The 12040-nt window shown below is 73.5% G+C and carries 9 protein-coding genes; all 9 read left to right on the top strand.

The window, feature by feature from the left end; all coding sequences use genetic code 11:
• Positions 1-11: 11 nt before the first annotated feature.
• Positions 12-515, top strand: a complete 504-nt coding sequence (gene rimP / locus ACIRR8_RS04360; protein ID WP_404058819.1) for a ribosome maturation factor RimP — start codon at positions 12-14, stop codon at positions 513-515.
• A 2-nt stretch (positions 516-517) separates the two neighbouring features.
• Positions 518-1558: a transcription termination factor NusA gene (gene nusA / locus ACIRR8_RS04355; RefSeq protein ID WP_404058817.1), complete on the top strand. Its 1041-nt coding sequence runs from the start codon at positions 518-520 to the stop codon at positions 1556-1558.
• A gap of 113 nt (positions 1559-1671) precedes the next feature.
• A complete protein-coding gene (locus ACIRR8_RS04350) occupies positions 1672-1950 on the top strand; it encodes a YlxR family protein (protein WP_199787082.1) in 279 nt (92 codons plus the stop codon).
• A 148-nt stretch (positions 1951-2098) separates the two neighbouring features.
• The gene (gene infB, locus ACIRR8_RS04345) at positions 2099-5221 is read left to right on the top strand and encodes a translation initiation factor IF-2 (protein ID WP_404058814.1); all 3123 of its coding nucleotides are present in this window, start codon (positions 2099-2101) and stop codon (positions 5219-5221) included.
• A 198-nt stretch (positions 5222-5419) separates the two neighbouring features.
• Positions 5420-5713 carry a DUF503 domain-containing protein gene (locus ACIRR8_RS04340; RefSeq protein WP_015611818.1) on the top strand — a complete coding sequence of 98 codons (294 nt, stop codon included), beginning with the start codon at positions 5420-5422 and terminating at the stop codon, positions 5711-5713.
• A 37-nt stretch (positions 5714-5750) separates the two neighbouring features.
• Positions 5751-6227 carry a 30S ribosome-binding factor RbfA gene (gene rbfA, locus ACIRR8_RS04335; RefSeq protein ID WP_109163314.1) on the top strand — a complete coding sequence of 159 codons (477 nt, stop codon included), beginning with the start codon at positions 5751-5753 and terminating at the stop codon, positions 6225-6227.
• On the top strand, positions 6224-7123 hold the full coding sequence (gene truB, locus ACIRR8_RS04330; protein ID WP_404058811.1) for a tRNA pseudouridine(55) synthase TruB: 900 nt from the start codon (positions 6224-6226) through the stop codon (positions 7121-7123). The genes rbfA and truB overlap by 4 nt, the downstream gene beginning before the upstream one ends.
• A gap of 197 nt (positions 7124-7320) precedes the next feature.
• Positions 7321-11007: a serine protease gene (locus ACIRR8_RS04325; protein ID WP_404058808.1), complete on the top strand. Its 3687-nt coding sequence runs from the start codon at positions 7321-7323 to the stop codon at positions 11005-11007.
• Positions 11008-11054: 47 nt separating this feature from the next.
• Positions 11055-12011 (top strand): bifunctional riboflavin kinase/FAD synthetase, encoded by a 957-nt coding sequence (locus tag ACIRR8_RS04320; protein WP_404058806.1) that lies wholly within the window; start codon positions 11055-11057, stop codon positions 12009-12011.
• Positions 12012-12040 lie beyond the last annotated feature (29 nt).

The following is a 12040-nucleotide window of genomic DNA, read 5'->3' as shown; positions in this document are numbered from 1 at the left end:
GAGTCACCCGGATGAGCACCACCCAGAGCGAGAGGCTGCGCGGGCTGCTGGAACCGCTCGTCAGCGCGCGGCAGCTGGACCTGGAAGAGATCGAGGTGTCCCGGGCGGGCCGGCGTGGAGTGCTGCGGGTCATCGTGGACTCCGACGAGGGCGTGGAGCTGGACGCGTGCGCGGAGCTGAGCCGCGCGATCTCCGAGAAGCTGGACGAGGCCGACGCGATGGGCGAGGGCGAGTACGTCCTCGAAGTCAGCTCCCCCGGCGCCGAGCGCCCGCTGACCGAGCCCCGCCACTACGTGCGCGCCACCGGCCGGCTGGCCCGCTTCCACCTCGCCGCCGACGGCTCCGGTGAGCTGGTCGCCCGCATCCTCGCCGTCGACGAGGACGGGCTGGACCTCGAAGTGCCCGGCGTCAAGGGCCGCAAGCCCACGTCCCGCCGCCTCGCCTTCGACGAGATCGCCAAGGCGCGCGTGGAGATCGAATTCAACCGCAAGGACAAGAAGGAAGAGGAGGCGTAGCCGTGGACATCGATGTGAAGCTTCTGAAGGGCTTGGCGCAGGACAAGGAGATCCCCTTCGACGTGCTCGTCGGGGCGATCGAGTCGGCCCTCCTCATCGCGTACCACCGCACCGACGGCAGCTACCGCCGGGCGCGGGTGAAGCTCGACGAGAACGGCCACGTCACCGTGTGGGCCAAGGAGGACCCGGCCGACCTCGAAGAGGGCCAGGAGCCCAAGGAGTTCGACGACACGCCCTCCGGGTTCGGCCGGATCGCCGCGACCACCGCCAAGCAGGTCATCCTGCAGCGGCTGCGCGACGCGGAGGACGACAAGACCTTCGGTGAGTACGCGGGCCACGAGGGCGATGTCGTCACCGGCGTCGTCCAGCAGGGCAAGGACCCGAAGAACGTCCTGGTCGACATCGGCAAGATGGAGGCCATGCTGCCGGTCCAGGAGCAGGTCCCGGGCGAGGAGTACACCCACGGCCTGCGCCTGCGTACGTACGTCGTACGGGTCGCCAAGGGCGTCCGCGGTCCCTCCGTGACGCTCTCGCGCACCCACCCGAACCTGGTGAAGAAGCTCTTCGCGCTGGAGGTCCCGGAGATCGCCGACGGCTCGGTGGTCATCGAGGCCATCGCCCGCGAGGCCGGCCACCGCACCAAGATCGCGGTCCGCTCCACCCGTTCCGGCCTCAACGCCAAGGGCGCCTGCATCGGCCCGATGGGCGGCCGGGTGCGCAACGTCATGGCCGAGCTGCACGGCGAGAAGATCGACATCGTGGACTGGTCGGACGACCCGGCCGAGATGGTCGCCAACGCGCTCTCGCCCGCCCGGGTGAGCAAGGTCGAGGTCGTCGACCTCGGTGCCCGCTCCGCCCGCGTCACCGTGCCGGACTACCAGCTGTCGCTGGCGATCGGCAAGGAGGGCCAGAACGCCCGCCTCGCCGCGCGCCTCACCGGCTGGCGCATCGACATCCGCCCGGACACCGAGACGGACGAGGAGCGCGAGACCGCCGACCGCGAGCGGGCCGAGCGGGCCCGGGAGCGCTCGGAAAGGCGTTGACCCGGAGCCGCTCCAGGGAATAGATCTTGGCTGGACGCCGCTGAGATCACGACAACATCCGTTCGATTTTTGCCCCAAAGGGGTGAGGTCGGTACGGGGAGGTAGACTAAAACGTGTCTGGCCGGACGCAAGCCCGCGCTTGCCCCGAGCGAACCTGTGTGGGATGCCGGGAGCGAGTGGCCAAGAGCGAGCTGCTGCGCATCGTGGTGGACGAGGGCGCCTGCGCCCCTGATCCACGCGGTACGCTGCCCGGCCGGGGTGCTTACGTGCACCCCACCTCTGTCTGTCTCGACCTGGCGGTTCGCCGCCGGGCGTTCCCCCGGGCCTTCAAGGCCAAGGGGCCGTTCGACACCGCGGCACTCACGCGGTTCGTCGAGCGGGTGACACCGTAAGAAAGTGAACGGCACGGGACCCCGTGCGGTCAGGTACCTCGCGAGTTGGAAGTAGGTCGAGATTGCGATGAGCACTCGATGAGTACGCGATGAGTACGCCCATGAAGTAGCGACGGTCCGGCGGTAACCCGGACCTAAAAGGAGCGAAGTGGCTAAGGTCCGGGTATACGAACTCGCCAAGGAGTTCGGCGTCGAGAGCAAGGTCGTCATGGCCAAGCTCCAAGAACTCGGTGAATTCGTCCGTTCGGCGTCCTCGACGATCGAGGCGCCGGTTGTACGCAAGTTGACCGACGCACTGCAGGGGCCCGGCGGCAACGCCGGCAAGTCCGCTGCCAAGCCTGGCGCGCCCCGCAAGGCGACGCCCGCAAAGCCCGCGGCGCCCTCCCCGGCCGCTGCGGCACGTCCCGCTGCCCCGAAGCCCGGCGCACCGGCCCCCAAGCCGGCCGCTGCCGAGGCCCCGGAGACCAGCACCCCCGCGGCGCCCTCCGCGCCGTCGGCGGGCCCCCGTCCGGGCCCGAAGCCCGCGCCGAAGGCAGCCCCGGTGACCCCGGTCCCGGCCGCCGAGTTCTCGGCCCCGGCTCCGGCCCAGCCGGCCGCCCCCCAGCAGCCCCAGGCCCCGCGTCCCGCGGCCTCCCCGGGACCGCGCCCTGCCGGCGGCCCGGCCCGTCCGGCTCCGGCCGGCGGCCAGCGCGACGGTGGTCAGCGTGACGGCGGCCGTGGTGGCGAGCGTGGCGGCGACCGCCCCGCACGTCCCGCCGGCCAGGGCGCACCGCGCCCCGGCGGCGCCCGTCCGGCCGGTCCCCGTCCGGGCAACAACCCCTTCACCTCCGGCGGTTCCACCGGCATGGCGCGCCCCTCGGCGCCCCGTCCCGGCGGTGCCCCGCGCCCCGGTGGCGGCTCGGAGCGCCCCGGCGCCCCGCGTCCCCAGGGCGGCCCCGGCGGCGCCCCGCGCCCCCAGGGCGGCCAGGGTCAGGGCGGAGCCCGTCCCACTCCGGGCGGCATGCCCCGTCCGCAGGCCCCGCGTCCCGGCGGCGGTCCCGCCGGTAACCGTCCCAACCCGGGCATGATGCCGCAGCGTCCCGCTGCCGGCCCGCGTCCCGGTGGTGGCCCCGGCGGTGGCCGTGGTCCCGGTGCCGGCGGTCGTCCCGGCGGCGGTGCAGGCCGTCCCGGTGGCGGCGGCGGCTTCGCCGGTCGTCCCGGTGGCGGCGGTGGCGGCGGCTTCGCCGGCCGTCCGGCCGGTCCCGGCGGTGGCGGCGGCGGTGCAGGCCGTCCCGGTGGCGGCGGCGGCTTCGGCGGTCGTCCCGGCTTCGGCGGTCGTCCGGGTGGTCCCGGCGGCCGTGGTGGCACGCAGGGTGCGTTCGGCCGTCCCGGCGGTCCGGCGCGTCGTGGCCGCAAGTCGAAGCGGCAGAGGCGCCAGGAGTACGAGGCCATGCAGGCCCCGTCGGTCGGCGGCGTCATGCTGCCTCGCGGCAACGGACAGGCCGTCCGGCTGTCGCGCGGTGCCTCGCTCACCGACTTCGCGGAGAAGATCAACGCCAACCCGGCGTCGCTCGTCGCCGTGATGATGAACCTCGGCGAGATGGTCACGGCGACGCAGTCCGTCTCCGACGAGACGCTCCGGCTGCTCGCGGACGAGATGAACTACGTCCTGGAGATCGTCAGCCCCGAGGAGGAGGACCGCGAGCTGCTCGAGTCCTTCGACATCGAGTTCGGCGAGGACGAGGGCGGCGAAGAGGCCCTGGTCTCCCGTCCGCCGGTCGTGACCGTCATGGGTCACGTCGACCACGGTAAGACCCGGCTCCTGGACGCGATCCGCAAGACCAACGTGGTCGCGGGCGAGGCCGGTGGCATCACCCAGCACATCGGTGCCTACCAGGTCACGACGGACGTCAACGACGAAGAGCGCAAGATCACCTTCATCGACACCCCGGGTCACGAGGCGTTCACCGCCATGCGTGCCCGTGGTGCGAAGTCGACCGACATCGCGATCCTCGTGGTGGCGGCCAACGACGGTGTGATGCCCCAGACGATCGAGGCGCTGAACCACGCCAAGGCGGCCGAGGTGCCGATCGTGGTCGCGGTCAACAAGATCGACGTCGAGGGTGCCGACCCGACCAAGGTGCGCGGTCAGCTCACCGAGTTCGGTCTGGTGGCGGAGGAGTACGGCGGCGACACCATGTTCGTCGACATCTCGGCCAAGCAGAGCCTCAACATCGAGGCGCTCCTGGAGGCCGTCGTCCTCACCGCCGACGCCTCGCTCGACCTGCGGGCCAACCCGAACCAGGACGCGCAGGGTATTGCGATCGAGTCCCACCTCGACCGCGGTCGCGGTGCCGTCTCGACCGTCCTGGTCCAGCGCGGAACGCTGCGCATCGGCGACACGATGGTCGTGGGCGACGCCTACGGCCGGGTGCGCGCCATGCTCGACGACAACGGTCAGAACGTGCAGGAAGCGGGTCCCTCGACCCCCGTCCTGGTGCTCGGTCTCACCAACGTCCCGGGCGCCGGCGACAACTTCCTGGTCGTCGACGAGGACCGTACGGCCCGTCAGATCGCCGAGAAGCGCGCCGCCCGCGAGCGCAACGCCAACTTCGCCCGCAAGGGTGTCCGGTTCTCCCTGGAGAACCTGGACGAGGCGCTCAAGGCCGGTCTGGTCCAGGAGCTCAACCTCATCATCAAGGGCGACGCGTCCGGTTCGGTGGAGGCTCTCGAGTCCTCGCTGCTCCAGCTCGACGTCGGTGAAGAGGTCGACATCCGGGTGCTGCACCGCGGTGTGGGTGCGGTCACCGAGTCGGACATCAACCTGGCGACGGGTTCCGACGCCATCGTGATCGGCTTCAACGTGCGCGCCGCAGGGCGTGCCGAGCAGATGGCCGAGCGCGAAGGCGTGGACGTCCGGTACTACTCGGTCATCTACCAGGCGATCGAAGAGATCGAAGCGGCCCTCAAGGGCATGCTCAAGCCGGAGTACGAAGAGGTCGAGCTCGGCACGGCGGAGATCCGCGAGATCTTCCGCTCGTCCAAGCTGGGCAACATCGCCGGTGTGCTGGTCCGCTCCGGCGAGGTCAAGCGCAACACCAAGGCGCGCCTGCTGCGCGATGGCAAGGTCATCGCGGAGAACCTCAACATCTCCGGTCTGCGCCGCTTCAAGGACGACGTCACCGAGATCCGCGAAGGCTTCGAGGGCGGTATCAACCTCGGAAACTTCAACGACATCAAGATCGACGACGTCATCGCGACGTACGAGATGCGCGAGAAGCCGCGAGGCTGATCCACCTCGGGTCCGCAAGGATCCGCTGGGATTGGGCGGGGTTTCGGGGGTTCGCCCCCGGAACCCGGCCACCACGGTCGGGGCCGGTCGACGGGTCGTATTTCCGTCGATCGGCTCCGGCCGTTCCGGTACGGTTCTGATGTCCCCGCCAAGCTCTGGCGGGGCACGAACCCGAACCGGCGGGACATCCGGACACACATGTATGTGGGGACCCTGTCCTTCGATCTGCTCCTCGGCGACGTACGGTCGTTGAAGGAGAAACGCTCCGTCGTCCGTCCGATCGTCGCCGAACTCCAGCGCAAGTACGCGGTGAGTGCGGCGGAGACCGGCGGGCAGGATCTCCACCGCAGGGCCGAGATCGGCCTCGCCGTGGTCTCCGGTGACACCGGACACCTGACGGACGTGCTGGACCGGTGCGAGCGGCTGGTGGCCGCCCGCCCCGAGGTGGAGCTGCTGTCGGTGAGACGGCGACTGCACAGTGACGAAGACTGACACGCAAGCGAAAACCAGAAGGAAGAGTGACGGACCGGTGACCGACAACGCGCGGGCCCGCAAGCTGGCCGATCGCATCCAGGTCGTGGTCGCGGAGACCCTGGACCGGCGAATCAAGGATCCGCGGCTGGGCTTCGTGACGATCACGGACGCCCGGGTCACCGGCGACCTGCGGGAGGCCACGGTCTTCTACACGGTCTACGGCGACGACGAGGAGCGCGCGGCCTCCGCCGCGGCGCTGGAGAGCGCCAAGGGCGTCCTCCGCTCCGAGGTCGGCCGGCAGACCGGGGTCCGGTTCACACCGAGCCTGGCCTTCGTCCCGGACGCCCTCCCGGACAACGCCCGCACCATCGAGGACCTCCTCGACAAGGCGCGGGCCAAGGACGCGGAGGTGCGCGAGGTCTCCACGGGCGCCAAGTACGCCGGCGACGCCGACCCGTACCGCAAGCCCGAGGACGAGGACGACGAGGCCGACGCCCCCGCCGACAAGAACGAGGGTCCCGCCTCCGCATGACCGAGCAGACCACCACGCCGGACGGCCTTGTCATCGTCGACAAGCCGTCCGGCTTCACTTCGCACGACGTCGTCGCCAAGATGCGCGGCATCGCCCGCACCCGCCGCGTCGGCCACGCCGGAACGCTCGACCCGATGGCGACCGGAGTCCTCGTACTCGGCGTCCAGCGGGCCACCAAGCTCCTCGGCCACCTCGCGCTCACCGAGAAGGAGTACCTGGGCACGATCCGGCTCGGCCAGGACACCGTCACCGACGACGCCGAGGGCGAGATCACCTCCTCCACCGACGCGTCCGGCGTGACCCGCGAGGGCATCGACGCCGGGGTGGCCGCGCTGACCGGCGCGATCATGCAGGTGCCGTCCAAGGTCAGCGCCATCAAGATCGACGGCAAGCGGTCCTACGCGCGGGTGCGCGGCGGCGAGGAGTTCGAGATCCCGGCCCGCCCGGTGACCGTCTCCTCCTTCCGCGTCTACGACGTCCGCGAGGCCGTCGCCGAGAACGGCACGCCCGTCCTGGACCTGGTCGTCTCCGTCGTCTGCTCCTCGGGGACGTACATCCGCGCGCTGGCCCGCGACCTCGGTGCCGGACTCGGCGTCGGCGGCCATCTGACCGCGCTGCGCCGCACCCGCGTCGGCCCCTACGGACTGGACGCGGCCCGCACCCTGGACCAGCACCAGGAGGAGCTGACGGTGATGCCGGTCGCCGACGCGGCCGCCTCCGCCTTCCCGCGCTGGGACGTCGACGAGAAGCGCGCCAAGCTGCTCCTCAACGGCGTACGGCTGGACATGCCCGCCCACCCGCCGGGGCCGGTCGCGGTCTTCGGCCCGGACGGGACCTTCCTCGTGCTCGTGGAGGAGGAGAAGGGCAAGGCCAAAAGCCTCGCCGTCTTCGCCTGATCCCCGGATCGTATGGAGCGGGCACCCACCCCCACCGGTGCCCGCTCCACCTTCCCCACCCCGGGACCATCTCTGCTCCGCCAGGACACGCCTATTCACCCTGATGGACGGGCGCTCGGAGCGAAAACCGGGGGCGCGGGGGGCGCGTTCCCGGTCCGAGCCCCTCCGGGCGATCACCGGAGGCCTACCGTCGGACCATGGGCAGTGGGGACCGGTCGACGCTGGTGAGAATCTGTGATCAGGCCGGCCGGCCGCGCGGGACGGGCTTCGTCGCGGACGACCGCGGCACGGTCGTCACCGCCCACCAGGCCACCGCCGCCCCCGGCCCGTACCTCCTGCACGGCACCGGCGGCCGCACCTGTTCCGTCGGCCCCGACGACATCACCGCCCTCCCCGCCCTCGGCCTCGCCCTCCTGCGTACGGGAGGCTCCGGGACGCTCGGCGTGGACCCGCTGCCCATCGCCGTACGGGAGCGGACCGAGCCCGGACGTTACGTCGGGATCGCCGCCCACGGCCGCCGCCAGGCCCGCGTCCTCGGTACGGCCCCCGCCACCTACACCGCCCCGGACGGCTCCGGCCACGCAGTCCCGGCCGCCTTGGAGCTGGCCCTCGGCACCGACGGCCGCGACGCCCTGCGCTCCGGCGGCGCGGCGATCGGCGGACCGGTCACCGACCCGGCCACCGGCGCGGTCCTCGGCCTCCTCTGCACCGCCCTCACCACCCCGTACGAGTCCGCCGGGCTCGCCCTGCCGATCCCGCGCGGCGCCGACGCCGCCCTCGACGCCCTCCTCGTACGCAACGCCACCGCCGCCCCCGCCTACGGCCCCGACCTCAACCTCGCCGGCGCCCTCCAGCTCACCGCCACCTCCGTCGGCTCGGCGGACGGGCCCGAGGCACGCACCGCACCGGTCGAGCGCGAGGACATCCACGCCGAGCTGGCCGCCTTCGAAGCCGGTACGGGCACGGTCCTGGGCCTCGTCGGCGGACCCGGCACCGGCCGCACCACCGAGCTGGCCGCCCTCGCCGCCCGCCGCGCCGACGCCACGGCCCCCGCCCCCACGCTCTGGCTGCGCGGCGCCGACCTGCACGCCGACGACACCTCCGTCGTGGACGCGGCCGACCGTACGCTGACCCGCTCGGCCCGGATCGTCGCCGCGGCCGGAGCCCTCGGTGACATGGCCACGGCCACCGCCGAACGCATCGCCCGCCTCGCCGCCCACGCGGGCCACCCGCTCCTCATCGTCCTGGACGGCCCGGAGGAGATGCCGCCGCTCCTGGCCCACCGGCTCGCCGAGTGGACGGCGGCCACCGTCGGCTGGCTGCGCGAGCACGGCGTCCGGCTCGTCGTCGCCTGCCGCCCCGAACACTGGGAGACCGCCGGCGCCCTCTACCCGCCCGGCGCCCTGCACCGCCCGCACCGCCCCGCCCGGGCGCTGCCGCCGTCGCTGCGCCTGGCCGACCTCACGCCCGGCCAGGCCGACCGGGCCAAGGAGCGCCTCGGCATCCCGCCGCACGCCCTCGCTCCCGGCCACGACCGGCACCCGCTCACGCTGCGGCTCCTCGCCGAGGTCCGCGAGGCCCTGCCGCCCGGCGTCCCGGGCCGCCCCGACACCGAGGACGTCTTCGGCGCCCACCTGGACCTCATGTGCGTGCGCATCGCGGTCCGGATCGCGGCCGCCGCCGGTGAGCAGCCTCGCGGCACCGCCGTACGCCGGCTGGCCGCCCGGGTCGCGGGCCAGGTCCACGAGGCGGCCCGGCGGTGTCTGGGGCCGGGACAGGGAGAGCTGGACCGGCAGGCGTTCGAGGAGGTCTTCCCGTGGCGCACCGGGTGGGCCTCGGCCGTGCTGACCGAGGGGCTCCTGGTACCGGCCGGGGCCGGTTACCGCTTCGCCCACGAGGAGCTGGGCGACTGGGTGCAGGGCGCGCATCTGGACCTGGACGCGGCGCTCCGCTCCCTGGTGCACCGCTGGCACCGGGGGAGCGGCGGGGCGGTGCGTCCGCCGAGCACCGAGGGGGAGCCGCGCTCCCTGCCCGTGCCCCGGCACCGGATCGGGCCGGTGATCCAGGCGATGGTGCTCCTCGGCCGCCGCCAGGGCACGGCCGCGCTCGCGCACCGGATGGCCGACCTGATCGAGGCGCTGGACCGGCTGTGGGCGGAGGAGGGCCCGCACGACGCCGACGCCGCTCGCCCGCCGCACGCCGACGCCGCTCGCCCGCCGCACGACGAGGACGCCGAGGGCCCCCGCCACCTCGGCCCGGCGCTCGACGCACCGGCGGGCGCGGGGCACCGCCTCCGCCGCCCGCGCGACGAGGACGCCGCCTGGTGGGCCGCCCACCTCCTTGGTGGCAGCCTGCTCCGGGTGCCCGACGCGCGTCCGTACCTCGGTGTTCTGCGGGTCCTCGCCGGGCGCATCACCCGGCGCTCGGCCGGCGCCACCGGCCGGCCGGTGGAACCAGGGGCGTACGGAGAGTTCGGGCCCTGGTTCTGGCGGCGGCTGAGGCTGCCCGAGGACGACCGGATCGACCTGCTCCGCCGCCTGGTGCCCGCCGACGGCGTGCCCCGCACCGACGGCGACGAGCGGTACCTCGACGCGGTGGCCCGCCGCCTCGCGCTGGCTCCGGTCGCCGTGCAGCCGCTGCTCTGCCGCTGGTTCACCGACGAGCGCCCGCTGCTGGCCGTCGGCCCCGACGCACCGGACGTGCCCCTGCGCCCCACCGTGGCCGCCGCCGCGCAGGCCCTGCTGTACGCCCGCCGCGACCTGGCCGTCGACGAGCTGACCGACGCGCTGATCGCCACCCCGCACCAGCGGGCCGGTGAGCTGCTCGCCGCCCTCGCAGAGGACGACCCCACCGCGCTCTGCCGGGCCGTCGAGCGCTGGGCCCGTGACGAGGACCGCCCGGCCCGCCGCTCCGCCGCCGCCCGGTACGCCGGACTCCTCCAGCCCCGCATCACCGCCGACGGCGACCGGGCCCTGCTCCGCTCGGCCGCGTCGGAGCTGCTCGCCCGCCCCGGGGACGACGGCCTCCACGCCGCCGCCCTCACCCTCCTCGTCCGGGACCCGAAGAGCCGGGGCCGCCACCTCCCGCAGGCGCTCCGCCTCTTCGCCCACGGCGACCCCCGCCTCCCCGTGGAACTGCTCGCCGAGGTCTTCCCGCTCCATCCCGAGCCGGTCCTCGCCGCCCTCCGCGCCCGCCTGGCCCGCCCCGGCGACGGCGCGGCGGCGGTCCTGCGGGCGCTGGCCGGACTCGACACGCCCGCACTCGCGCTGCACGTCGCCGGGCTCGTACGCGAGTACATCGACGCCCACCCCGATGACGGCACGCACGCGGCGGAGTACGTCGACCTCCGCCTCGAACACGGCCCCGCCGCCCGCGCCCTCCTCCTGCCCCTGGTCACCGGCCTCCTCCGGGACCGCCCCGCCCCGCCACCGGTCCGCGCCGCACTGGCCCGGGTCCTCGCCGGAGCCGGGTCCACCGCCTCCCGGCCGCTGCGGGCCGAGCTGCTGGAGGTCCTGCTGGAGTTCGAGCAGTCCACCGGCCGCGACCCGGACGTGCTGGACGCGCTCCTCCAGGCCGCCGCAGCAGGCGCGGGAGCCCGCCCGGAGGTCCGTACGCGCGCGCTCGTCCACCGCACCGGCATGCTCCTCGTCCGCACCCCGGAAGGCGCCGCCCGCTTCGACCGCCGCCTGGTCGAACTCGCCCGGGACGTGCCCGGATTCGGCGGTCTCGTCATCCGCTGGCTCGCCGACGCCCCGCAGGAGTGGGCCGCGGTGGTCGGTCCCAGCGCCCGGCGCACGGTGGAGGCGTTGGAGACATCACGTCAGGCGATGCCGATGCCGATGCAGGCGGCGGGGCGTGAGCATGGCAGTCTTAGACCTGCGTAATCGGCATACATACACACGTACACAGGTTCGGGCGAGGAGCGGTCACAGTGCAGCGGTGGCGTGGCTTGGAGGACATCCCCCAGGACTGGGGACGCAGCGTCGTCACCATCGGCTCCTACGACGGCGTGCACCGCGGACACCAGCTGATCATCGGCCGGGCCGTCGAGCGCGCCCGTGAGCTGGGCGTTCCGTCCGTCGCCGTCACCTTCGACCCGCACCCCAGCGAGGTCGTCCGCCCCGGCAGCCACCCGCCGCTGCTCGCCCCGCACCACCGCCGCGCCGAACTCATGGCGGAGCTGGGCGTGGACGCGGTGCTGATCCTGCCGTTCACCGCCGAGTTCTCGAAGCTGTCGCCCGCCGACTTCATCGTGAAGGTCCTCGTCGACAAGCTGCACGCCAAGGCCGTCATCGAAGGCCCGAACTTCCGCTTCGGCCACAAGGCCGCCGGGAACGTGGCGCTGCTGACCGAGCTGGGCGCCACCTACGACTACTCGGTCGAGGTCATCGACCTGTTCGTGACCGGCGCGGCCGGCGGCGGCCAGCCGTTCTCCTCCACGCTCACCCGCCGCCTGGTCGCCGAAGGCGATGTCGCCGGAGCCGCCGAGATCCTCGGCCGCCCGCACCGCGTCGAGGGCATCGTGGTGCGCGGCGCGCAGCGTGGCCGTGAGCTGGGCTTCCCGACGGCCAACGTGGAGACCCTCCCGCACACCGCGATCCCCGCCGACGGTGTCTACGCGGGCTGGCTGGAGGTGGACGGCGAGTCGATGCCCGCCGCCATCTCGGTCGGCACGAACCCGCAGTTCGACGGCACCGAGCGGACGGTGGAGGCGTACGCGATCGACCGCGTCGGCCTGGACCTGTACGGGCTGCACGTGGCCGTCGACTTCCTCGCGTACGTACGCGGCATGCTGAAGTTCGACACGATCGACGACCTCCTGGTGGCGATGGCCGCCGATGTGAAGCGGTGCAGCGAGCTGGTCGCCGCGTACGACCGCACCCACTGACGCACCCGCTCCCCGTGCGCCGCGCCTCC

Origin of the sequence: Streptomyces sp. NPDC101178 (assembly GCF_044767965.1) — a bacterium.
Lineage (GTDB): Bacteria > Actinomycetota > Actinomycetes > Streptomycetales > Streptomycetaceae > Streptomyces.
This window is presented reverse-complemented; position numbering and strand designations above follow the sequence as displayed.